The sequence below is a fragment of the Variovorax guangxiensis genome (assembly GCF_003952165.1).
In the GTDB taxonomy this organism is placed as follows: Bacteria; Pseudomonadota; Gammaproteobacteria; order Burkholderiales; family Burkholderiaceae_C; genus Variovorax; species Variovorax guangxiensis.
Genome location: NZ_RXFT01000006.1, coordinates 14,307 through 36,514, shown reverse-complemented (window position 1 = coordinate 36,514; position 22,208 = coordinate 14,307). Strand labels below are relative to the sequence as shown.

Genomic DNA, 22,208 nt, shown 5'->3' with positions numbered 1-22,208 from the left:
CCTCAGGCCGTGGCGGTGGTCACCGGCTTGGTGAGGGTGGCCGTCGCCTTGGCGCCGAGCGTCATCTCGGTGATCCACGACACCAGCAGCGCGCCGTAGGCCTGGCGCCACTCCTGCTTCGAGAGCGCGTGGTCCGCGTCGGAGAGCACGCGGTAGGTCACCGACTTCACGCGCTTGAAGGCGCCGAGGTAGTTCTCGACCACCGGGTGCGGCACGATCTGGTCGTGCTCCGATTCGACGATGAGCACGTCGCCGGCGAAGTCCGCGCAGGCCGCGAGCGCGCGGTTGTCCTTGGGCCCGACCAGCGATCGGCGGTAGGCGACCAGGTCGGAGCGGCTGAGCTGGCCCTTGGGCGTGTCCCACTCGCCGTCGCGGTAGAGCGCGGGCGCGCGCAACGCCAGCCAGCGCACCGGCCGCATGGCGCTGACCAGCGCCGCCAGGTAGCCGCCGTAGCTGCTGCCGACGATGGCGACGGCCGCCGGATCGACCGCCGGGTGGCCGACCAGCGCGTCGTAGGCCGCGAGCACGTCGCGCAGGTTGTCCTCGCGCGTCACCTCCATGCGTTGCGCGGCGTGGCGCGCGTGGCCGCGCAGGTCGAAGGTCAGGCACACGCAGCCAAGTGCGGCCAGTTCGTGCGCGCGCCTGGCGTACTGCTCCTGGCTGCCGTCCCAGCCATGCACCAGCAGCACCCCCGGCACGGTCGTCGAGGCCGCGAACAGCGTGCCCTCGATATGCTGGCCGTCGACCGGAATGTCGATGGTGCTATGGCGCGTCGGCATGGCGGTCTCCAGGCAGGATCGTGTACTTCGCGAGCGGGCCGACGCGGCTGTCCGTCCCCTGGTAGGCCACGATGGCATCGGCGGGCACGAGCACCGAGGGGCCGTAGACCTCGAAGCACGAGGCGCGTACCTCGCGCCGCCCGGGGTCGGCATGCAGCGCTTCGAGCCCCGCGATCTCGGCGCCGGTGGCGCCGCCCACGCGCCACGACTGCTCCAGCACGCCCGAGCGCCATTCGCCTCTGCCGTCGACGCCCTGCGCCACGTCGTAGTTCACGCGCGAGGCGAAGAAGCCGGGGTAGCAGTCGATCACCGCCCGGTGATAGCGCCGCGCCTGCTCGATGGCGCGGCGCAGCGAGGGCGACGCGACGCCGGCGATCAGCGCGTCGAAGTCGCCGCGCACCATCACCAGATCGGAGCCGCCGTAGACCTCCTCGCCGGCGTTGTCGCCGGTGGTGCGCTGCACGCCGCAGTAGCTGACGATCATGCCGGCCACCAGCAGCTGCCCGACGCTCCAGGTGACCGGGTCTTCCAGGTTCGCTTCGAGGACGAGGCCGCTTCGTGCGAGGCCGGCCTGGTCCATCTCGGCGATGCAGCTGCCGAGCGCCTCGGCGTGCTCGACGACGATCTGCCCGCGCCCGCCGGTGGCCGTCACCGGCTTGAGTCGCACGGGCCCCGCATCGAGCATCGCGCGCCCTGCCCTCAGCGCCTCGCCGGCCGAGAAGCACGAGAAGCCCGGCAGGACTGCGTCGCCGACCTCGCGGGCGAAGCGCGTCGACCAGCCGTCCGGTCTTGCGGCACTGTTCTCGTCGATCAGCGGGTGGCTGATGACCTTGGTGGCGACGAAGGCATGCGGCACCACGCCGCCGAACAGGTCCTCCACCCCGGCGATGCCCATGGCGTGCACCCGGGCCGGGTCGGAAAGGGTGTCGCTGGGCACGAAATAGTGCCGCGAGCCCGAGGGCGCCGGGGAGACGTACTCCCCTTCGAAAGCGCAGCCGATCAGCACCGCCAGCCGCCGCCCGTAGTTGGCGCGGGTGGCATGCTCGTGCTCGGTGCAGTAGCCGCGCGGGTCCACGTCCAGCGTGACGACGCTGCACGGGCCGGGCACTGTGCCCGCCGCCCTGGCTTCGGAGGAAAGCGCTTGCACGGCGGTGTGCCTGACTTCAGCCCTTGCCGGCCTTCGCCTTCTCTTCGGCGTCCTTCTTCTTTTCCGAGGACGGCAGCTTCACCTTCGTCACGGTGACGGACACAGGGTCACTGGCGGGAAAGGACTCTTCCACACCGCTGTCCAGCGCTTCCTCGCTGGCAGGCTGCTCGGTGGGCCTGGCCTTCTCGACCTTGCCCTGCTCAGGGTTGCCGGACGTGGGAAAGTGGAATTTCCCCGGCGATTTCCCTTCTTTCTCTTCTGGCTGTTGCTGCTTCGAAGTCATGGATGGCCTCCTGGCTTGTTCACCGCCCCATGTTGTGCGAGCGCAGCCCGCGGCTGGTGGGAGGGAGGTGCGGATGCGTGTGGGAACAGTCCGGCGCGGAGCCGTCGGTGGGCTTCATACGCGCAGCGCCCCGAGGGCTGAGCCCCTCCCGGCGCGCGGCGACGGTGCGCCGCCCTACCTGTTCTCGGGGATCGACGGCCCTGCACCGCGGGTGCTATCTTGCCGCCCGCCCAAGCCGGGCAGCCGATGACTCAACACCAAGGGACGGACCATGCCGACGCTCGATCAGGTGCTGCAACAGGCCTTGTGGAAAGACAAGACGATCGCTCGGGAAACCTTGCTGCGCGCTGGCGCCGACGTGGACACGGTACCGACCGCGGACGAAGTCGAGCAGTACAGCCGCCGCCTGCTGAGAAACGGGCGCTGGGTTCCCAGTGCCGAGGCTGCCGCCGCGCTGGACCTCGTGATCGGCGCGCGCCCCGACCCGCAGAACCAGCCGCACAGCTACCAGGGCGGTTTCCTGCGCGGAAACGCCGCGCTCCCCTGGCGGCATTTTTCGCGCGAGCGGATCGCGCTGCAGCTGATCGTGCGGATCGCGGACTACAGGTACATCGAGCAGCAGCACCATTCGCTGTGCGGCCCGGTCACGTTCATGCACGACATCGCGAAGCGAACCCCTCAGGCCTACGCGGCCTACGTGATCGGCCTGGCGGAAAACCGCCGCGGCCCCCTCGGGCAGATGACCGTGAAGGTCAAGTCGGGCTCCTCGCTGCTGGGCAAGCGCATCAACAGCGCCCCCGGCTCGCCGAGGATCTGCGAGGCCGACTACATCGCGCTGGCCAGCCTGCGCGACGGCAGCAACATCCTGGCCTACCGCTCGCCCTTCACTCACACGATGCTCGAAGGCGCGACCTCGCCGGCCGACATGGTCCGGTGGATGCGCGACACCGGCTACCAGCATGTGGAGGACCACAGTCACATGGGCAGCTGGCGCCTGCGTGGCCTGCTCATCAAGGCGCACCGCACCAGCGTCGGCCAAAACACCGTGGGCCCGCACCTGAACCAGATGCGCCACAAGCGCAACGCTGGCCACACCGTCATGATGTGTGCCGCAGGCAGCCTGGCCAACATGGCGCTGGGCCGCAGCCTGCGCGACGACATGACGATGCGCGTATTCGGCGGCCACTTCATGCTGGTGAATTCCGTCGATGTGACGGCCAACGGCGCCATCTTCGACCTCGTCACCTGGGGCCGCGACAGCAGCGAGAACCGGATCGAGATTCCATGGAGCAAGCTCGCGAGCTGGTACGGCGGCTTCGTCAGCGGGCTCCCCTGAATTCCGGCCGCTAGACTGGCGCCACCTCGCCATCGAACGGAGAGCGCCCATGTGCCGCAGCATCAAGACCCTCTACAACTTCGAGCCGCCCGCCACCGAGCAGGAGATCCGCGCCGCCGCGCTGCAGTTCGTGCGCAAGCTCAGTGGCTTCAACGTGCCCTCCAAGGCCAACGAGGCGGCATTCAATCGCGCGGTCGATGAAGTGGCCGCCACGGCGGCGCGGCTGATCGATTCGCTTGTCACCACGGCCGAACCCCGCGACCGTGCTGTGGAGGCGGAACGCGCCAGGGCCCGCTCGGCGATGCGCTTCGGCAGCGGCTCCACCGCCTGATCGTGCCTTGCCCCCTGTGGCCGATGGCTGCGCGCCCGCATGCCATCATCTTCGGATGAGCAACACCCCCCATAGCGCCTTCAGCACCTCGGACGCAGTCGCCAAATACGCCGAAGGCCCGAAGCGCAACGTGCCCGGATACAGCGGGCTCCTGCCGATGACGCGCATCCTTCTCGAGGAACACGTGCCCAGCGATGGCCGGGTGCTCGTGGTCGGCGCGGGCGGCGGCCTGGAGGTGGAAGACCTCTTCTTCATGGGCTTCACGTTCCGGGGCTGGGTCGCCCGCGCCTGAGCCGGCGGTGATGGCCGGGCCATGACCACAGCGCAGCGCCGCCCCCCGGCCTTTGATATGGTGCTTGCCAGCACCACCATGCGAAGTCCGAGCACATGAAAAAGACCTACACAGGCGGCTGCCATTGCGGCGCCGTGAGATTCGAGGCCGACATCGACCTCGGCCTCGGCACGCTGCGCTGCAACTGCTCGATCTGCACCCAAACCCGCTTCTGGCCCGCCATCGTCGCGACCGATGCCTTCCGGTTGATCGAAGGCGAATCCGAACTCAGCGAGCAGATGCTCGACACCCGCAACAGCCACTACATCGTCTGCAGGCATTGCGGCGTGCGGGCTTTCGGCGTGGGCCATTCGCCCGCCACCGGCGAGAGCGCCTACGGTGTGAACGTGACCTGCCTGGACGACGTGGATCTCGACGACCTCGCCAGCTCGCCCATCAGCTACGTGGACGGGCACCGCGGCACCTGGCACGCCGCGCGCGCGGCCATCGGCATCTGACGAAGAGAATCGCTTCCCGCAACAACAACCCACCACTACTGGAGACAGGCACATGTCCATCGAACTCTGGCTCGCCTTCGTCGCGGCCTCCGCCCTCATGCTGGTCATTCCCGGGCCCACCATCCTCACGGTGATCAGCTATTCGATGTCGCACGGGCGGCGCGCCAACCTGCCGCTGGTGGCGGCCGTGGCGCTGGGCGATTCCACCGCGCTGGTGGTGTCGCTGCTCGGGCTGGGCGCGCTGCTGGCCACCTCGGCCTTCTGGTTCACGGTGGTGAAGTGGGTGGGCGGGCTGTACCTGCTGTATCTGGGCATCAGGCTGCTGCGCGCGGGCATCACCTCCGCCGAGATCGCCACGCCGGCCGCGCCCGCCTCGCGCCTGCGCCTGTTCGCCAACACCTACCTGGTGACCGCGCTGAACCCCAAGGGCATCGTGTTCTTCGTGGCCTTCCTGCCCCAGTTCATCAACCCGGCCGCCGACGTGACGCGCCAGCTGTGGGTGCTGGCCATCACCTTCGTGGTGCTGGCCGCGACCAATGCCACGCTCTACGCGGTGTTCGCGGGATCGGCGCGCAGGCTGCTGTCGTCGCCGCGTGCGCAGCGGCGCTTCAACCTCGCGGGCGGCTCGCTGCTGGGCGCGGCGGGCATCTGGGCGCTGATGGCGCGCCGGCCGGGCTGAGCGGGCAGCCCTTCGGAACGCAAAAGCAACTCAAAAGAAAAGGCCGCGAAGCACGGAGCTTCGCGGCCTTTTCTTCATTTGTCGCAGCGCTGAGGATCAGTTGCGGTACGGGTTGTTGGGATTGCGGTCGTAGCGGTTCGGAACGCCGTCGTTGTCGCGGTCACGGTCGTAGCGGTTGGGCACGCCGTCGCGGTCACGGTCGCCGTAGTGCGGGCGCGGCGGCGGCGGGCGGTCGTAGGGTGCGACCACGCAGCCGGCCAGGATGGCCGATGCGGCCAGAAGGATCGCCAATGTCTTCGTCATGCGAGTTCTCCTTGGAGTGTTTGTGAAACCGGGGTTCGCCTCCTGCGAGCCGGTAGTGCATTGAAGGCCACGCCGGTACGCGCCGGGTTTCCGCATTGAAGCCCTTGCGTGAAGTTCGTTACGGGATGTGGCACCCGGCATTTACTTTGCCCCGGGGTGCGCAAGCCGCAAGGCAGCGCGCAGCCCGTCGCGCAGTAGGCGCGATTCCCGTGGCGGACCGGCGAGAGAGAATGGCGGCGCCCACGCTTTCGCTTCTGGATACCGCCTCCTTTCCTCCGATGCAGCCCGCGCCCTCCGCTTTCTCCCGCAAGACCCTCGCAGCCCTGCTGATCGCCGCGGCATGGACGCTCCCGGCCCGGGCCGTGGTGAGCTTCGAGGAAGTGAAGCGCGACTTCCGCTCGTCCGACACCGCCGTGCTCGACCGCAACGGCGAGCTGCTGCAGCGCGTGCGCACCGACCCCACGGTGCGCCGCGGCCAGTGGACCGCGCTGGCCGACGTGTCCCCGGCGCTGCGCACGGCCATGGTGCTGAGCGAGGACAAGCGCTTCTACGAACACAGCGGCATCGACTGGCGCGCCGTCTCGGCCGCCGCCTGGGGCAATCTCTGGAACACGCGCACGCGCGGCGCATCGACCATCACGATGCAGCTTTCGGGCCTGCTCGACGAGGACCTTCGCCGCAGCTCGGGCGGCCGCAGCTTCACGCAGAAGATCGGGCAGACGGTGGCGGCCGCGCAGCTGGAGCGCAACTGGCGCAAGGACCAGATCCTGGAGGCGTATCTCAACACCGTGCCGTTCCGCGGCGAGATCGTGGGCATCGACGCGCTCTCGCGCACGCTCTTCGGCAAGGCGCCCAGCGGGCTCGACGCGCGCGAGGCCAGCGTGGCGGCGGCACTGGTGCGCGCGCCCAACGCCAAGCCCGCCATGGTGGCGCAGCGCGCCTGCGAGGTGCTGCGCACCATGGAACCGCAGCAGAAGACCGACTGCGAGGCGCTGGACATGTTCACCAGCGCGGCCGTGCAGCGTCGTGCCTTCGAGCCGAACGAAGGGATCGCGCCGCATGCCGCGCGGCGCGTGCTGCGCGAGATCCGCGACGCGAACGCGGCGGCCGCGCCCGCTGCCGCCAGCGCAGCGCCCGCGCCGAAGGGCAAGGAGAAGGAGACTGGTGTGCGCACCACCCTGCGCGCGCCGCTGCAGCGCTTCGCGCTCGACACGCTGCAGCGCCACCTGCGCGAGCTGCGCGAGCGGCACGTGGAAGACGGCGCCCTCGTCGTGCTCGACAACGCGACCGGCGAGGTGCTCGCCTGGGTCGGCTCCTCCGGCCCGCTGAGCCAGGCGGCGGAGGTCGACGGCGTCACGGCGCTGCGCCAGCCCGGCTCCACGCTCAAGCCGCTGCTCTACGCCCAGGCGATCGCCGAGAAGCGCATCACGGCGGCATCGCTGATCGAGGACTCGTCGGCGCAGATCAGCACCGCCAGCGGCCTCTACATTCCGCAGAACTACGACCGCCGCTTCAAGGGCCCGGTGTCGGCGCGCACCGCGCTGGCGGCATCGCTGAACGTGCCGGCCGTGCGCACGCTGGTGATGGTGTCGCCCGAGGCCTTCGCGCGCGAGCTGCGCGCCGCCGGGCTGCCGCTGCGCGAAAGCGGCGACTACTACGGCTACAGCCTCGCGCTCGGCAGCGCCGAGGTGTCGCTGCTGTCGCTCACCAACGCCTACCGCATGCTGGCCAACGGCGGGCGCTACGGAACGACGACGCTGGCGCCGCGGCCCGCGGAGAAATCGAAAACCGCGCCGGCCTCGCCGCCGACGCTGATCGACCCGCGAGCGGCCTTCATCGTGGGTGACATCCTCTCCGACCCCAACGCGCGCACGCGCACCTTCGGCCTCGACAGCATTCTTTCCACCCGCTTCTGGACCGCCGTGAAGACCGGCACCAGCAAGGACATGCGCGACAACTGGGCCGTGGGCTGGTCGCAGCGCTACACGGTAGGTGTGTGGGTGGGCAACGCCAGCGGCGAGTCGATGTGGGACGTGAGCGGCACCAGCGGCGCCGCGCCGGTGTGGGCCGAGGTGATGCGCTTCCTGCACGCGCGCGAGCCGAGCCGCGCGCCTTCGCCGCCGCCGGGCCTGGTCCAGATGCAGGTGAGCTTCGGCCCTGGCGCCGACGGCAATCCGCTGGAGGCTTCGCGCAGCGAGTGGTTCCTGCAAGGCACGGAGCAGCCGCTCTTCGCGCTGGACACCGGCATGACGACGGATGCTTTCGCCCCGGCGCGCATCACCGCGCCGGCCGACGGCACCATCATCGCGCTGGACCCCGACATCCCGCCGCAGCGCCAGCGCGTGCGCTTCGATTCCGAGGGCCGTGGCGTGCAGTGGCGCATCGACGGCAAGCCGCTGGCGCGCGGCAACACCGTGCAATGGTTTCCATGGCCGGGGCGCCACCTGATCGAGCTGGTGGACGCCGGCGGCAAGGTGGTCGACCAGCGCCGGCTCGAGGTGCGCGGCGCGGGCGTGGTCGCGAAGAACAACGGCAGCGGCGCGCGGCGCTGATTCAAGAGGCCCTGAACACGTCGAGGAAGTAGTCGACGAAGGTCCGGATCTTCGGCGTGTTGCGGCGCGCGGGCAGGTAGCTCAGGTGGATGTCGTGCGGCTTCAGGGCCAGCGAGGGCAGCACCGGCACCAGCGTGGCGCCGTCGATCTGCGGGCGCGCGAGCGACTGCGGCACCAGCGCGATGCCGCGCGCCGACAGCGCGAGCCGCAAAACCATTTCAGGGTCGTCCGACTGGAACACGCTTTCCACGCGAACGCGGTGCGTCTTTTCGATGGTCGCGAGGCTGATCTCGCGCTTGCGCCCTTCGGCGTCGGTGGTCAGGAAGCGGTGTACGGACAGATCGGGCAGGTCCTGCACCGGAGCGTGGCGCGCGAGATACGCCGGCGCGGCGCACAGCATCAGCGGCTCCTGCTTCAGGTGGCGCACGACCAGCTCGTCGCCGCCCTCACGGCCGTAGCCGATGGCCACGTCGGCCGCGTCTCGCCGCAGGTCGGCGCGGTCCTTGCCGGTCTCGACCGTGACCTCCAGCCGCGGGTAGGCGGTCATGAAGGCGGGCAGGTGGTTCATCAGCAGCTCGCGGCCATAGTAGTGCGGCACGGCGATGCGCAACCGCCCGGTGACGGCGCTGCCGTCGGAAGACAGGTTGAGCATGACGTCGTCGAGGATCGTGAGCGCATGCTGGGCCGCCGCGAGGAACTCGCGGCCTTCCTCGGTCAGCGCGAAGCGGGTGGCGCCGCGATGCAGCAGCAGGTGGCCGACGGTGGCTTCCAGTCTCTGGAGCTGGCGCGACGCGGAGGCCTTGGGCACGTTGAGCACTTCGGCGGCCGGAGTCAGTCCCCCGAGCTGCGCGGCCTTGGCGAACAGCCGCACATCCGACAAAGAAAAGTCCTTCATATCGCCGCCGCGGTCCGTATTTCTCTTGCGCTCCCCTGAACGCTCCGCAGGAAGGTCGGGAAGGGAGGGCCGGACCGTGGAGCAGAACAACTTGCCGATTCACAAGCTACCTTTAGTTTCATTCTCTGACAGGACGCTCCAGACGAACAACACTTTCGGCAACAGCTGGCCAAGGCCGGGAAAAATTCACTTAATGAGGACAAATCCGCGAAATCGGCTTGCGCGATCTGCGGACAGGGGTTGCGGTTTTCTACGGGGTGCTACCCGGATCAATCGCCGCGCGGGGAGTCCGGTTTCTTTTGGAGGCAAAATTCATCCAATCATTGAACGACCAGGCTCACTCCCGATGCTTGCCCAAGCTCCCCGTACTTCACTTGCAGACACCGCCGCCGACAGCATCCGCGCCGAGATCTCCGCCGGCCGCTGGTCCGTTGGCTCCCGCATTCCGATCGAACCGCAGCTCGCCCAGCTGCTGGGCGTGAGCCGGGGCACGGTGCGCGAGGCGGTCAAGACGCTGGTGTCGCGCGGGCTGCTCGAAGTGCGCCAGGGCTCGGGCACCTATGTTCGCTCGGGCTTCGATCCTTCGTCCAGCCTGCAGAAGATGCGGCTCGCGAGCCTGCGCGACCAGTTCGAGGTGCGCCGCGCGCTCGAAGTGGAAGCCGCCCGGCTCGCCGCCGTGCGCCACACGGCGCGCGACCTGCGCCGCCTGCACGTGCTGCTCGACAAGCGCGGCGGCTTCGATCCCGCCGACAACGGCGCGGCCTTCATCGAGCGCGACCTGGCCTTCCACCTCGCCATCGTCGACATCTCAGGCAACCTCGCCCTGGCGGAGACCTGCCGCTTCATCACCGGCTACATCAAGGAGACCATCGCGAGCTCGATGGGCAGCGCCCTGCCCGAGCCCGACGATGCCGCGCACCGCGCCATCATCGAAGGCATCGCCAGCCGCGACCCCGACGTGGCCGCCGCAGCGGTGCGCACCTTCATGGCGCCGATGATCAACGCACTGGCGCTGGGTTCGTGATGAACTCGGCCACCCTCGCAGGCGGCAATGCCCGCTGCGGCGACGAACTGCTGATCAACGCCGAGGCCGACAGCCTGCCCGCGCCGCGCCCCACGCCCGCCCCCACCCTCGCGCGCCGCATCCTGCTCGGCGCCAGCGTGGTGCTGATCGCCTTCAACCTGCGCCCGGTCTTCGCCAGCCTCTCGGTGGTGCTGCCGGAGATCATCAAGGCCACCGGCCTCTCGGCCACGGCCGCCAGCCTGCTGACCACGCTGCCGATCGTCTGCCTCGGCGTGTTCGCGCCGCTCGCGCCGGGCCTGGGCCGCCGCTTCGGCACCGAGCGCACGCTGCTCGGCTGCATGGTGCTGATCCTGGTCGGCACGGTGCTGCGCGGCACCGGCAACATCCCGCTGCTCTTTCTGGCCTCGGCCATTGCGGGCAGCGGCATCGCGGTGTCGAACGTGCTGCTGTCGGGCCTGGTGAAGCGCGACTTCGCCTCGCAGGCGGCGCTGATGATGGGCCTCTACACCATGGCGGTGTGCGGCGGCGCGGCCAGCGCCGCCGGGCTCACGGTGCCGATCGAGCATGCGCTGGGCGGCGGCTGGACCATGGCGCTCGCGATGTGGGCGCTGCCGGCCGCGCTGGTCACGCTGATCTGGGCGCCGCAGGCGCTGCCGCTGAAGCCGGTGGCGAGCGAATCGGGCTTCACCGTGCGCGGGCTCTGGAGCGACAGGCTGGCCTGGCAGGTCACCTTCTTCATGGGCCTGCAGTCCGCCCTCGCCTACATCGTGATGGGCTGGCTCGCGCCGATCCTGCGCGAGCGCGGCCTGGGCAGCGAGACGGCCGGCTACGTGGTGTCGCTGTCTGTCATGACGCAGGTGGTGACCTGCCTCGTGGTGCCGGCGCTGGCGGTGAAGCTGCGCAACCAGCGCGGCCTGGCGGTCGTGCTGGCGCTGCTCACGGTGGGCGCGATGCTGGCGATGCTCTTCGCGCCGCTGGGCGGCTTCTTCGGGGTGTGGGCCTGGGCGGTGCTGCTGGGCATCGCGCAGGGCGGCACCTTCGCGCTGGCGCTCACGATGATCGTGTTGCGCTCGCCCGACTCGCACGTGGCCGCGCACCTCTCGGGCATGGCGCAGGGCGTGGGCTACATGGTGGCGGCCTTCGGGCCGCTGGTGGCCGGGCTGCTGCACGGCTGGACGGGAAGCTTCCGCGCCTCGTCGTGGCTCTTCATCGGGCTGGGCGTGGCGCTCGTGATCGCTGGGCTGGGGGCAGGACGCACGATGCACGTGGGCACGACGACCGTGCCGCGCCACTGAGGCGCGAGCCCGCTGTCTACTGCGGCCCGCCGCAGAAGCCCGCGCGCTCGGTGGTCCTGGCGGTGAACAACACGCGCGTGGTGGTCGCCGCGCTGCGCGGCTCGTTCTGCGGCCATTCGGTCTGCACCCAGGTGTATTGCCAGTCGTAGGGCGAGCCGGGCTTGAATGTCTCGCCGTAGGCGATGCGCAAGATGCCGAAGCTCTCGTCATGGCAGTGCTTCGAGGTCTTGTATTCCTTTTCGCTGAAACAGGCGCGGATCATCTTGGAGCACGAGAACGGAATGCCCTCCTGCACCGCCTTGCCGCCTTCGAGCGGCACGAAGTCGGCGGTGTCGAACGAGGCGCCGCCGCCCGAATAGCCTTCCGACACCGTCTGCAGCACGGCCACGGCCCACTTGCCCTCGGCCACCGGGTAGAGCGCCGGCGCGAGCGAGAGGCGCGCCTCGGACCGGCTGGCGTCGCTGTCTTTCTTCAGGGCCTGGGCGTAGCCGGAGAAATCATGAAGGCGAGCGAGCTGCCAGCCCTTGGCGTCTGCGGCATCCCGCCTGACCCGCGCCATGGCCAGCGGTTCGGCGGAGAGCACCGCGTAGTCGCCCGCCGCGGCGCCGCGCGGACGATAGAGGCCCAGTTGCTGCGCGTCGCAGGGCTGCGGCAGCAGGGCGCACAGGCGCGTGCGCCATTGCGCGTCGAGCGAATCGGGCTTCTTCACCGCATCGAACACCTGCGCCGACGGCGCGGAAAGATCGGGAGCGGCGAGCACCGCGGTGGCGAACGGCAGCAGGGCGAGCAGGAGCGGCAGCTTTGTCATGGAGCCGGATGGTAGCCACCGGCGGCGCGGCTGGTTGATAAAGTCGCACGCGACCATGAATCCTTCTTCTCCCGCCCTCCTCCGGATCGACGCGCTGCGCTTCGCCTACCCCGACCAACCCGCGCTGGTGTCGGGCTGGAATGCATCCATCGGCCCGGGCGTCACGCTGCTCTACGGCGATACCGGCACGGGCAAGTCGGCGCTGCTCAACGTGATTGCCGGTGCGCTGCCCGCCTCCGCCGGACGGCTGACCGTGGCCGGGACGAGCCTCGACGCCGCGCCCGAGGCCTATCGCCGCCAAGTGTTCTTCGTCGCTCCCGAAACCGACCGTTTCGACCAGCTCAGCGCGCGCGAATGCACGGCCTCGCTCGCCGAAGGCGACGCGGGCTTCGACCAGGCGAAGTGGCAGGCCATCGCCGACGGCTTCTCGCTGGCGCCGCACCTGGACAAGAAGATGTTCATGCTGTCCACCGGCTCGAAGCGCAAGGTCTGGATGGCCGCCGGGCTCGCGTCGGGCCGGCCGCTCGTACTGCTCGACGAGCCGACCGCCGGCCTGGACATGCCCTCTACACGCTGCCTGTGGGCCACGCTCTCGGAGATTGCTGCGCAGTCGAAGCAGGCGGTCGTCGTGGCCAGCGCGGCGCGCATCGACACCGTGCCGCTGGCGGCCACCATCGAACTGCCGCTGCGCTGAGGACTGCCTTCAGGCTGCAGCGTCGAAGTCGGTGCTGCGGCTCAGGGCTTCCCAGGCCTCCATGTCCTTGAGCAGCGCCCGCGCATGGGCGCGCACCGCATCGACCGAGTCGCCGCCCAGCTGCAGGCGCAGGGGCGTGTGCTCGGCCTCCAGCGCCTTCGCGATCGCCACCGCCGCCTTGCGCGGATCGCCGGCCTGCGTGTTGTGCATGCTGTGCGCGAACTCGCGGGTGGCGCCCACCACCGGCTGGTAGGCCTCGATCACCGGCATGTGGCGCATGCCGCTGCCCGCGAGCTGGGTGCGGAACTGGCCCGGCTCGACGATCAGCACCTTGATGCCGAAGGGCGCGACCTCCTGCGCCAGCGCTTCCGAGGCGCCCTCCAGCGCGAACTTCGAGGCCGAATACGCGCTGAAACCCGCGAACGACAGCTGCCCGCCGAGGCTGGAGATATTCACGATGGCGCCCGACTTCTGCGCGCGCAGCACCGGCAGCGCGGCGCGGGTGACGGCCATGGCGCCGAAGAAGTTGGTGTTCATCAGCGCGCGCAGCTCGGCGTCGGAGGTTTCCTCCAGCGCGCCGACCACGCCGTAGCCGGCGTTGTTCACGAGCACGTCGATGCGGCCGAAGCGGGCCACCGCGGCATCGACGGCGGCTTCGGCGGCGCCGGCGGCGTCCACGTCCAGCGGCGTGGCCAGCACGCGGTCGGGTGCCTGCGCCACGAGGTCGGCGAGGCGGCCGGCGTCGCGGGCGGTGGCGACCACGTTGTGGCCCAGGGCCAGCGCGTGCTCGGCGAAGGCGTGGCCGAAGCCGGAAGCGGCGCCGGTGATGAACCAGGTCTGGCGGGTCTGCGAAGAGCTGTTGCCGAGGGCGTTGTTGGTGGTGGACATGATGTTGGCTCCTTGGGGTGTTGAGGGTTGCCGCGAAGGCATGGCGTGACTGTTCCAGCAATCGCACTCAACGACTAGCCGGTTCAAATCGAATGCACTGTGCGATACAGTGCATGAATGGACCGAACCCTGCTCCCGCATCTCGCCATCGTGCTGGCGGTGCACCGGCGCGGCGGGTTCGCCGCCGCGGCCGCCGAGCTGGGCATGAGCGCCTCGGCCGTGAGCCACGCGGTGCGCGCCGTCGAGGACCACCTGGGCCAGCCGATCTTCGCGCGCACCACCCGCAGCGTGCGGCTGACCGAGGCCGGCGCCGGCTTCATCGGCATGCTGGCCCCGGCCATGGGCGAGATCGCCGACGCGGTGGACCGCTTCGGTGAATCGCTCGGGCGGGTAAGCGGCGTGCTGCGCATCAACGCACCCCATGTGGCGCTGCCGCTGGCCATGACGCCGCTGGTGGCCGAAATGGCGCGCCGCCACCCGGGCCTGGTGATGGAGATCACCTGCGACGACGGCCTGGCCGACATCGTCGCAAGCGGCCACGACGCCGGCGTGCGGCTGGGCCACACCGTCGCGCAGGACATGGTGGCGGTGCGGCTTACCCCGCCCTTCGAGGCCATCCTGGTGGCCACCCCGCGCTACCTGGCCACTGCGGGCGAGCCGCGCGGCATCGAGGAGCTGCAGCGGCACAACTGCATCGGCTTCCGCTTCGTGACCTCGGGCGGCGTGTACGCCTGGGACCTGCGCGACCAGGCCGGCGCCCACGTCTCGGTCGAGGTGCCGGGCACCGTGCGGGTCACCGACGCGCTCTACGCCCGCGACCTGGCGCTGGCCGACGTGGGCATCGCCTACATCTTCGAGCCGCTGGTGCGCGCCGAACTGCGCGAAGGCCGCCTGCGCCAGCTGCTGCCGCGCTCGGCCTTCGGGGAGCCGGGGCTGTTCCTGTACTTTCCGCGCCGCGCGGCCCAGGCGCCCAAGCTGCGCGCCTTCGTCGACCTGGCCCGGGAAATGCTCGAAAAGTCCGCTTCCGGCCAGCCGTAGCCCCGTTAAGACGCGCTTCGCGCCGGGGGCTTCGCAACCCGCATGGCGAAACACGGTCCCGGCGGGCGACAATCGGGGGCTCCGGCAAAAAACGGGCTACCCCCCGGAAAGCCGGAAGTTCCAGCCACCCCGACAACCAGGATCTACGGAAGAAGCGCATGAGCTCGAAGCAACCCACCATCGTCTACACCCTCACCGACGAGGCGCCCCTGCTGGCGACCTACGCGTTCCTGCCGATCATCCGCGCCTTCACGAACCCGGCCGGCATCAACGTCGAGACCAGCGACATCTCCGTGGCGGCCCGCATCCTGGGCGAGTTTCCCGACTACCTGAGCGACGAGCAGAAGGTGCCCGACAACCTCGCCGAACTGGGCAAGCTCACGCTCAAGCCCGAAGCCAACATCATCAAGCTGCCCAACATCAGCGCCTCGGTGGCCCAGCTCAAGGCGGCCATCAAGGAACTGCAGGGCAAGGGCTACAAGATTCCCGACTACCCCGAGAACCCGACCACGGACGAAGAGAAGGACATCCGCGCGCGCTACAACAAGTGCACCGGCAGCGCCGTGAACCCCGTGCTGCGCGAAGGCAACTCCGACCGCCGCGCCCCCAAGGCCGTGAAGGAATACGCGCGCAAGAACCCGCACAGCATGGCCGACTGGAGCCAGGCCTCGCGCTCGCACGTCTCGCACATGCACGGCGGCGACTTCTATCACGGCGAGAAGTCGATGACGCTCGACCGCGCGCGCAACGTCAAGATGGAGCTCATCACCAAGAGCGGCAAGACCATCGTGCTCAAGCCCAAGGTCGCCCTGCTCGACCGCGAGATCATCGACTCCATGTTCATGAGCAAGAAGGCGCTGCTGGCCTTCTATGAAAAGGAGATCGAGGACGCGCACAAGACCGGCGTGATGTTCTCGCTGCACGTGAAGGCCACCATGATGAAGGTCTCGCACCCCATCGTGTTCGGCCACTGCGTGAAGATCTTCTACAAGGAAGCCTTCGAGAAGCACGGCAAGCTGTTCGACGAGCTGGGCATCAACGTCAACAACGGCATGGTCGACCTCTACAACAAGATCGCCACGCTGCCGCAGAGCACGCAGGATGAGATCAAGCGCGACCTGCACGCCTGCCACGAGCACCGCCCCGAGCTGGCGATGGTCGACTCGGCCAAGGGCATCACCAACTTCCACTCGCCCAACGACGTGATCGTGGACGCCTCCATGCCCGCGATGATCCGCAACGGCGGCAAGATGTGGGGCGCCGACGGCCGCCTGAAGGACGTGAAGGCCGTGATGCCCGAATCGACCTTCGCCCGCATCTACCAGGAGATGATCAACTTCTGCAAGTGGCACGGCGCCTTCGACCCCAAGACCATGGGCACCGTGCCCAACGTGGGCCTCATGGCGCAGAAGGCCGAGGAATACGGCTCGCACGACAAGACCTTCGAGATCGCCGAGGACGGCGTCGCCAACATCACCGACCTGGACACCGGCGAAGTGCTGATGAGCCAGGAAGTGGAGCAGGGCGACATCTGGCGCATGTGCCAGGTGAAGGACGCCGCGATCCGCGACTGGGTGAAGCTGGCCGTCAACCGCGCCCGCAACTCCGGCATGCCGGTGGTGTTCTGGCTCGACGCCTACCGCCCGCACGAGGCGCAGCTGATCACCAAGGTCAAGATGTACCTGCACGAGCACAACACCACGGGCCTGGACATCCAGATCATGAGCCAGGTGCGTGCCATGCGCTACACGCTGGAGCGCGTGGTCCGCGGCCTGGACACCATCAGCGCCACCGGCAACATCCTGCGCGACTACCTGACCGACCTGTTCCCCATCATGGAGCTGGGCACCTCGGCCAAGATGCTGTCTATCGTTCCGCTGATGGCCGGCGGCGGCATGTACGAGACCGGCGCGGGCGGCTCGGCCCCCAAGCACGTGCAGCAGCTGGTGGAAGAGAACCACCTGCGCTGGGACTCGCTGGGCGAATTCCTCGCGCTGGCCGTGAGCCTGGAAGACCTGGGCCTGAAGACGAACAACAAGAAGGCGACCATCCTCGCCAAGACGCTGGACACCGCCACCGGCAAGCTGCTCGACAACAACAAGAACCCATCGCCCAAGACCGGCCAGCTCGACAACCGCGGCAGCCAGTTCTACCTGGCGATGTACTGGGCACAGGAACTGGCCGCGCAGACCGAAGACCTCGAACTGCAGGCCGCCTTCAGCAAGCTGGCCGAGACGCTCGCGGCCAACGAGAAGAAGATCGTCGACGAACTCGCCGCCGTGCAGGGCAAGCCGGTGGACATCGGCGGCTACTACCTGGCCGACCCGGTCAAGTTCTCGGCCATCATGCGCCCGAGCGCCACGCTCAACGCGGCGCTGGCTTCGGCGTAAGAAGGCCGATCGACATCGTGCGGATGGCAGTCGCCATGAAGCCCTTCAGGCTCGCGATGCTTCCCGCCGTGCTGGCCCTGGCCGGCGCGGCGGGCACAGCCCATGCGGCCGAGGACTGCGAGGCGCTGCGCACCCGCATCGAATCGAAGATCGCCGCGAGCGGCGTGGCGCGCTTCACCGTCACCGTCATCGATGCGAACGCATCGGCGAACGGCCAGGTGGTGGGCAGCTGCGAGCTCGGCACGAAGAAGGTCGTCTATCTGAAGGACGCGGGGGCTGCACCGGCTCCTGCTCCTGCATCCATCCCTGCATCTGTCCCGACGCCTCCTGCTACGGCTGCGGCCCAGGGCGCGGACGAACCCATGATCACCGAGTGCAAGGACGGCACTGTGACCATGGGCGATTGCAGAAAGCAGTAGCGGCAAGCTGGCGGCGCCTGCCGCCCGGCCCAGCCCCATCCATTGTTACGGCCGGAGTCTTCCGGCTCGTCAGCCCCTCGCCACCACCCGCGCGATCCACGCGAGCAGCACCGCCTCGACTTCGTCGCGGTTGGTCTCGTTCAGCGCCTCGTGACGCGCGCCGCCGAACACGTGGCATGACACGTCGCGCAGCCCCGCCTGGCGATATCGCTCCACCAGCGGATAGAACCACTCGGCCTTGTTGCTCACCGGGTCTTCGCCGCCGATGAACAGGTACAGGGGCAGCTCGGGCCGGATGGTCTTGCGCATGGCCTCGGGCGTCAGGTCGCCCAGCTTCGCGAACATCGAACCCAGCCCCTCGGCCGAGACCGTGAAGCCGCACAGCGGATCGGCGATGTACGCATCTACCTGCGCCGGATCGCGGCTGAGCCAGTCGAAGGGCGTGCGCACGTCGGGCAGCGCGGCGTTCATGTCTTCGAGCTTGAAGCCCGACTGCAGCGCGGTTCCCAGCAGGTCGAGCGCCGAGGTGCCCGACAGTGCCGCGCCCGCGAGCAGCGAACCGTGCTCGACCAGGTAGTACTGCAGCGCGAACGAACCCATGCTGTGGCCCAGCAGGATCAGCGGCAGGCCCGGATGCACGCCGCGCACATGGCGGCTCAGCAGCGCCATGTCGTCCACCAGCCCGGCGAACGCGCGCGGACCGAACTCGCCCAGCTCGCCGCGCGCCTGCGCGCCCTTGCCATGGCCGCGATGCTCGTTCGCATAGACCACATAGCCCGCCTGCACCAGCGATTCGGCCAGATGACGGTAGCGCAGCGAGTGCTCGCCCATGCCGTGCGCGAGCTGGACGATGGCGCGCGGCTTCGTCACCGTGCCAAGCCACCGATGAACCTCCACCGTGACGCCGTCGTTGGCGGAGAGTTCGAAGTGGGTCTCGGTGGTCGGCATGCAGTGCTCCATTCAGTGATTGATGGAGCCGATCCTAGGGGCTGGTGAGTGGCGCTTCGATCAGGGGTTTCCTGCTTTTGTCGCGTGGTGGACAGCAGACATGCATCCTCTTCTGCCGCTTTGGCCCTACAGCGTTCGGCGACTTCCCCTGGATATACTGCTGCGTCGCGCCGAGCTGGCGCGACCGGGTTTGGAAGCCTGATTCACCTCTGCGACACAACCGCACACATGGAGATCACTCGTGGCTCGACCCGCTTCCGTTTTCACGCACCCCGGCACCCCTGCCGCATCCCCCGACTCCGCAATCGACGCGCTCGCCCGCCAGGCTTGCGACGACGCAGCGCAATTGAATGAGGTTCTGCAAGCGCATGCGTGCATTGAAAAGCTCATCGCTCCCGAACGCACAAGCGAACTAGAAGAGATGGCGACCTCACGCAGCGAACTGGGTGCGCTGCTTCGTTTGGCCAACGCAGAGCTTCAGCGCTGCATCAGCGCAGTCGAGAGCAGCACATCGCAACTGCATGACGCGCTGATCACCGAAGAGACGCCCGCGAAACCCGCGTAACCCGCGTAACCCGCGTAACTCGCCGTCTATCGCGGCCTGACGCCGGCCAGCACCTCGGCCATCTTCTTCAACGCCGCCTCCGGCGTCGCCTCGATATGGATCGAACACGCCAGCATCAGGTTCAGCTGCTGCCCGAAGTCCTCGACCGCGATGCTGGTTCCGGCTTCGCGCAGCACGCCGTTCGCGTCGACCTCGCATGGCAGCGCGGCGCGCACGCGGTCTGCGTAGCTGCCTTCGGGCACGCCGTAGGCCACGACCGGGATGCCCAGCGCGATCGCCGCGCCGACCTCGAACACGGTGCCGGAATCGGGCTCCATGCCCCTGAAGCTCGCAAGATTGGCGACGACACCATCGGCGCCGCGAAGCCGCTGCATGTTGGCTTCGTAGATCTGCTTCTCGGGCGCCTCGGAGCTCAGCTCTTCGTTGCCGTCCGCGGGAAGCAGGGCCGCGAGGCCGGCTGCGTCGCAGGCGGCCGACAGCCTGACGAAATGCTCCTTGGCGTCGGGGCGAAAGACGTCCGGCCCCGCAAGGTAGATGCGCAGGCGGGCCGTGTTCCGGGGAGGCTGCTTGTCCATCGGCGCAGCATCGGCGATTTCGGGCTCTTGCTCAATCCTTGCGACATGGTGCAAAGCGAATTACCGATGGATGCATCGGCCCGCCGCCCCTGCCGCTGCTGCTTCGGGGAATCAGGCAAGAAGCTCGCACGAAGCGGCAAACGCTCCGCTTGAGCCTTCTCTACCGCGAAAGCACTACGCGGCACCGAGCGAGGGAAGCGGCGTGGCGCAGCCGGCATCGCGGTTTGCAGGATCAGGCAAAAACCGCGTTCGATTCGTCTACCGCTTCGGGCTCGCGAAAACGCACACTTCTCTGCATGCCCGGCCCACGCTCATTCCAGTGTGCGCCCCACGGCAGACAGATCAGCACGAGGAGTTCACCATGACCACGATCCAGGAAAAAGTCGTACTCATCACCGGCGCGAGCAGCGGCATCGGCGAAGCGACCGCCAGGCTGCTTGCGCGGCGCGGCGCCAAGGTGGTGCTCGGTGCGCGCCGCACCGACAGGCTCGCCTCGCTCGCGGCCGAGATCACGGCCACGGGCGGAACGGCGAGCTTCCAGCGCCTCGACGTGACGCACCGGCCCGACATGGAAGCATTCGCCGAATTCGCGCTCGAGACGCACGAGCAGATCGACGTGCTCGTCAACGCCGCGGGCGTGATGCCGATGTCGCCGCTGTGGAACCGCAAGATCGAGGAGTGGGAACTCATGATCGACGTGAACCTGCGCGGCGTGCTGCTGGGCATCGCGGCGGTGCTGCCGACGATGCAGGAGCAGGGCTGGGGCCACATCGTGAACGTGGCGCCGGTGGCGATGCACGGGCTGTCGCCGGGCTCGGCGGTGTACCACGGCACGCAGTATGCGGTGAACGCGGTCTCCGAGGGCCTGCGGCAGGAGCATGCCGGCCGGCTGCACGTGACGGTGGTGAGCCCCGACGTGCACGGCCCCATCGATCCGCTGGCCGAGCGCATCGCGGCCAGCTACGCACGCGAACGCATGCGCACCAACCGGCGCATCGCGGTGCCGGTGGATGCAGTGGCACGCTCGATCGCGGGCGCCATCGAGGGCTACGGCATCACGGCCGGGGCGATGCGCCCGCCTGCCAGGCAACAGAGGCCGCGCCCGGCCGAATACGCTCAGTAGGTCTTGTAGGGCAGGAACTTGCCCGACAGCACCACGTTGACGCGGTCGCCCTTCGGGTCGGCCTCGCGCTGGATGTCCATGCTGAAGTCGATGGCGCTCATGATGCCGTCGCCGAATTCTTCATGGATCAGCTCCTTGATGGTGGTGCCGTACACGCTCACCACCTCGTACCAGCGGTAGATGAGCGGATCGGTGGGCACCGGCGTGGGCAGCGAGCCCTTGTAGGGCACCACCTTCAACCACTTCTGCTCCTCGGCGGTGAGGCCGAAGATCTTGCCGATGATCTTCGCCTGCTTGTCGTCGAGCGTCATCTGGCCGAGGCAGGCGGCGGTGGTCCACTCCTTCGAGAGGCCGACCTTCGTGGCCACGTCGGCCCACTGGATGCCCTTGCTGACCTTGGTGGCGATGATCTTCTCGGTGACGTCGTTGCGGTTCATGGGGTTTGCTCCTGATCGATATGAACGTGATGAAGGGGTGAAGGCGAGGTCACGCCGCCTTCGCGCGCGTGACGAGGAAATCGACGATGTGGTTGCGCAGCGCGTAGTAGCCGTCGAGGTGGTGCAGCGAGGCGCGGGTGCGCTCGCGCGGCAGCGGGTTGACCACCGTCTCGACGATGTTCCCCGCGCGGTACCCGCCCTGCGGCAGGTCGGTGCCGTTGCTCATGAGCAGGATGCGGTCGGCCAGCAGGATGGCCTCGTCCACGTCGTGCGTGATCATGAAGACGGTCTGCTGCGTCTGCCGCACGATGGCCATCAACTCGTCCTGGATGGTGCCGCGCGTGAGCGCGTCGAGGGCGCCGAAGGGCTCGTCGAGCAGCAGCATCTTGGGGCTGATGGCGAAGGCGCGGGCGATGCCCACGCGCTGCTTCATGCCGCCCGAGAGCTGCGAGGGCTTCTTGTCGATGGCCGCCTGCAGTCCGACCATGGCGACGAAGCGCTCCACCTGCGCATCGACCTGCGCGGCCGACCACTCGGGCCAGCGCGAGACCACCGCGAAGGCGATGTTCCTGCGCACCGTGAGCCACGGCATGAGCGCATGGCTCTGGAACACCACGCCGCGCTCCAGGCTGGGGCCGGCCACCTCGCGCCCGTCCATGAAGACATGGCCCGCGCTCGCCTGGTCGAGGCCCGCCAGCACGTTGAGGATGGTGGTCTTGCCGCAGCCCGAGTGGCCGATGATGCAGACGAACTCGCCGCGCTCGAGCGTGAACGACACGTCGGCGAACACGGGCCGCGCGGGCACGAAGGCCTTGGCCAGACCCTCCACGCGCAGGAAGCCGCGGGCGCCCGGCGCCTCCACGGCGGCGGAAACGACGGGCTGGGTCATGGCTTCACCTCGGGCCGGAAG

General features: G+C 68.8%; 25 protein-coding genes. 14 read left to right on the top strand and 11 right to left on the bottom strand.

The window, feature by feature from the left end; all coding sequences use genetic code 11:
• Positions 1 to 2 precede the first annotated feature (2 nt).
• The 3 genes from EJP67_RS15435 to EJP67_RS15425 are packed head-to-tail and all read right to left on the bottom strand — an operon-like array spanning position 3 to position 2,209.
• A complete protein-coding gene (locus tag EJP67_RS15435) occupies positions 3 to 779 on the bottom strand; it encodes an alpha/beta hydrolase family protein (protein WP_126022598.1) in 777 nt (258 codons plus the stop codon).
• Positions 763 to 1,926 carry a DUF3182 family protein gene (locus EJP67_RS15430; RefSeq protein ID WP_126022597.1) on the bottom strand — a complete coding sequence of 388 codons (1,164 nt, stop codon included), beginning with the start codon at positions 1,924 to 1,926 and terminating at the stop codon, positions 763 to 765. The genes EJP67_RS15435 and EJP67_RS15430 overlap by 17 nt, the downstream gene beginning before the upstream one ends.
• 16 nt (positions 1,927 to 1,942) lie before the next feature.
• A complete protein-coding gene (locus tag EJP67_RS15425; RefSeq protein WP_126022596.1) occupies positions 1,943 to 2,209 on the bottom strand; it encodes a hypothetical protein in 267 nt (88 codons plus the stop codon).
• Between the two features lie 271 nt (positions 2,210 to 2,480).
• On the opposite strand from EJP67_RS15425, the gene EJP67_RS15420 reads away from it, so the two are divergent.
• From EJP67_RS15420 to EJP67_RS15400, 5 genes are all read left to right on the top strand, one after another.
• Complete coding sequence (locus EJP67_RS15420; protein ID WP_126022595.1) at positions 2,481 to 3,545, top strand: hypothetical protein; 1,065 nt, start codon at positions 2,481 to 2,483, stop codon at positions 3,543 to 3,545.
• 49 nt (positions 3,546 to 3,594) lie between these two features.
• The gene (locus tag EJP67_RS15415; RefSeq protein WP_126022594.1) at positions 3,595 to 3,876 is read left to right on the top strand and encodes a DUF2277 domain-containing protein; all 282 of its coding nucleotides are present in this window, start codon (positions 3,595 to 3,597) and stop codon (positions 3,874 to 3,876) included.
• Positions 3,877 to 3,931: 55 nt separating this feature from the next.
• Positions 3,932 to 4,168 (top strand): hypothetical protein, encoded by a 237-nt coding sequence (locus tag EJP67_RS15410; RefSeq protein WP_126022593.1) that lies wholly within the window; start codon positions 3,932 to 3,934, stop codon positions 4,166 to 4,168.
• A gap of 95 nt (positions 4,169 to 4,263) precedes the next feature.
• Entirely contained in the window at positions 4,264 to 4,665 is a 402-nt protein-coding gene (locus tag EJP67_RS15405) for a GFA family protein (protein ID WP_126022592.1), read from the top strand.
• Positions 4,666 to 4,717: 52 nt separating this feature from the next.
• A complete protein-coding gene (locus tag EJP67_RS15400) occupies positions 4,718 to 5,344 on the top strand; it encodes a LysE family translocator (RefSeq protein ID WP_126022591.1) in 627 nt (208 codons plus the stop codon).
• A gap of 96 nt (positions 5,345 to 5,440) precedes the next feature.
• Here EJP67_RS15400 and EJP67_RS15395 read toward each other — a convergent pair whose 3' ends face one another.
• On the bottom strand, positions 5,441 to 5,647 hold the full coding sequence (locus tag EJP67_RS15395) for a hypothetical protein (RefSeq protein ID WP_126022590.1): 207 nt from the start codon (positions 5,645 to 5,647) through the stop codon (positions 5,441 to 5,443).
• Positions 5,648 to 5,925: 278 nt separating this feature from the next.
• On the opposite strand from EJP67_RS15395, the gene pbpC reads away from it, so the two are divergent.
• On the top strand, positions 5,926 to 8,199 hold the full coding sequence (gene pbpC / locus EJP67_RS15390; RefSeq protein ID WP_126022589.1) for a penicillin-binding protein 1C: 2,274 nt from the start codon (positions 5,926 to 5,928) through the stop codon (positions 8,197 to 8,199).
• A 1-nt stretch (position 8,200) separates the two neighbouring features.
• Here the strand turns inward: pbpC and EJP67_RS15385 are convergent, their stop codons facing one another.
• Positions 8,201 to 9,094: a LysR family transcriptional regulator gene (locus EJP67_RS15385; protein WP_126022588.1), complete on the bottom strand. Its 894-nt coding sequence runs from the start codon at positions 9,092 to 9,094 to the stop codon at positions 8,201 to 8,203.
• A gap of 346 nt (positions 9,095 to 9,440) precedes the next feature.
• Between EJP67_RS15385 and EJP67_RS15380 the strand changes: the two genes are divergently transcribed.
• Complete coding sequence (locus EJP67_RS15380; RefSeq protein ID WP_126022587.1) at positions 9,441 to 10,118, top strand: FadR/GntR family transcriptional regulator; 678 nt, start codon at positions 9,441 to 9,443, stop codon at positions 10,116 to 10,118.
• On the top strand, positions 10,118 to 11,413 hold the full coding sequence (locus EJP67_RS15375; RefSeq protein WP_126022586.1) for a CynX/NimT family MFS transporter: 1,296 nt from the start codon (positions 10,118 to 10,120) through the stop codon (positions 11,411 to 11,413). Before EJP67_RS15380 ends, EJP67_RS15375 begins: the two co-directional genes overlap by 1 nt.
• Before the next feature lie 16 nt (positions 11,414 to 11,429).
• Here the strand turns inward: EJP67_RS15375 and EJP67_RS15370 are convergent, their stop codons facing one another.
• Positions 11,430 to 12,221: a hypothetical protein gene (locus EJP67_RS15370; protein ID WP_126022585.1), complete on the bottom strand. Its 792-nt coding sequence runs from the start codon at positions 12,219 to 12,221 to the stop codon at positions 11,430 to 11,432.
• 55 nt (positions 12,222 to 12,276) lie between these two features.
• Here EJP67_RS15370 and EJP67_RS15365 point away from each other — a divergent pair, with 55 nt between their 5' ends.
• On the top strand, positions 12,277 to 12,915 hold the full coding sequence (locus tag EJP67_RS15365) for an ABC transporter ATP-binding protein (protein ID WP_126022584.1): 639 nt from the start codon (positions 12,277 to 12,279) through the stop codon (positions 12,913 to 12,915).
• A gap of 9 nt (positions 12,916 to 12,924) precedes the next feature.
• On the opposite strand, the gene EJP67_RS15360 is transcribed toward EJP67_RS15365, so the two are convergent.
• Positions 12,925 to 13,803 (bottom strand): oxidoreductase, encoded by an 879-nt coding sequence (locus EJP67_RS15360; RefSeq protein WP_126022583.1) that lies wholly within the window; start codon positions 13,801 to 13,803, stop codon positions 12,925 to 12,927.
• A 117-nt stretch (positions 13,804 to 13,920) separates the two neighbouring features.
• Between EJP67_RS15360 and EJP67_RS15355 the strand changes: the two genes are divergently transcribed.
• From EJP67_RS15355 to EJP67_RS15345, 3 genes are all read left to right on the top strand, one after another.
• Positions 13,921 to 14,841: a LysR family transcriptional regulator gene (locus EJP67_RS15355; RefSeq protein ID WP_126022582.1), complete on the top strand. Its 921-nt coding sequence runs from the start codon at positions 13,921 to 13,923 to the stop codon at positions 14,839 to 14,841.
• A gap of 158 nt (positions 14,842 to 14,999) precedes the next feature.
• Positions 15,000 to 17,231, top strand: coding sequence for an NADP-dependent isocitrate dehydrogenase (locus tag EJP67_RS15350; RefSeq protein ID WP_126022581.1), 2,232 nt, complete (start codon positions 15,000 to 15,002; stop codon positions 17,229 to 17,231).
• Positions 17,232 to 17,254: 23 nt separating this feature from the next.
• Positions 17,255 to 17,650 carry a DUF1161 domain-containing protein gene (locus EJP67_RS15345; protein ID WP_240650672.1) on the top strand — a complete coding sequence of 132 codons (396 nt, stop codon included), beginning with the start codon at positions 17,255 to 17,257 and terminating at the stop codon, positions 17,648 to 17,650.
• Positions 17,651 to 17,719: 69 nt separating this feature from the next.
• On the opposite strand, the gene EJP67_RS15340 is transcribed toward EJP67_RS15345, so the two are convergent.
• The gene (locus EJP67_RS15340) at positions 17,720 to 18,598 is read right to left on the bottom strand and encodes an alpha/beta fold hydrolase (RefSeq protein ID WP_126022580.1); all 879 of its coding nucleotides are present in this window, start codon (positions 18,596 to 18,598) and stop codon (positions 17,720 to 17,722) included.
• A 241-nt stretch (positions 18,599 to 18,839) separates the two neighbouring features.
• Here EJP67_RS15340 and EJP67_RS15335 point away from each other — a divergent pair, with 241 nt between their 5' ends.
• The gene (locus EJP67_RS15335) at positions 18,840 to 19,163 is read left to right on the top strand and encodes a hypothetical protein (RefSeq protein WP_126022579.1); all 324 of its coding nucleotides are present in this window, start codon (positions 18,840 to 18,842) and stop codon (positions 19,161 to 19,163) included.
• Between the two features lie 26 nt (positions 19,164 to 19,189).
• Here the strand turns inward: EJP67_RS15335 and EJP67_RS15330 are convergent, their stop codons facing one another.
• The gene (locus EJP67_RS15330; RefSeq protein WP_126022578.1) at positions 19,190 to 19,738 is read right to left on the bottom strand and encodes a nucleoside 2-deoxyribosyltransferase; all 549 of its coding nucleotides are present in this window, start codon (positions 19,736 to 19,738) and stop codon (positions 19,190 to 19,192) included.
• Positions 19,739 to 20,099: 361 nt separating this feature from the next.
• On the opposite strand from EJP67_RS15330, the gene EJP67_RS15325 reads away from it, so the two are divergent.
• Positions 20,100 to 20,861, top strand: coding sequence for an SDR family oxidoreductase (locus tag EJP67_RS15325; protein ID WP_126022577.1), 762 nt, complete (start codon positions 20,100 to 20,102; stop codon positions 20,859 to 20,861).
• Here the strand turns inward: EJP67_RS15325 and cynS are convergent.
• Positions 20,855 to 21,298 carry a cyanase gene (gene cynS, locus EJP67_RS15320; RefSeq protein WP_019654195.1) on the bottom strand — a complete coding sequence of 148 codons (444 nt, stop codon included), beginning with the start codon at positions 21,296 to 21,298 and terminating at the stop codon, positions 20,855 to 20,857. The genes EJP67_RS15325 and cynS overlap by 7 nt on opposite strands.
• A gap of 49 nt (positions 21,299 to 21,347) precedes the next feature.
• Positions 21,348 to 22,187, bottom strand: coding sequence for an ABC transporter ATP-binding protein (locus tag EJP67_RS15315; protein WP_126022576.1), 840 nt, complete (start codon positions 22,185 to 22,187; stop codon positions 21,348 to 21,350).
• Positions 22,188 to 22,208: the final 21 nt, after the last annotated feature.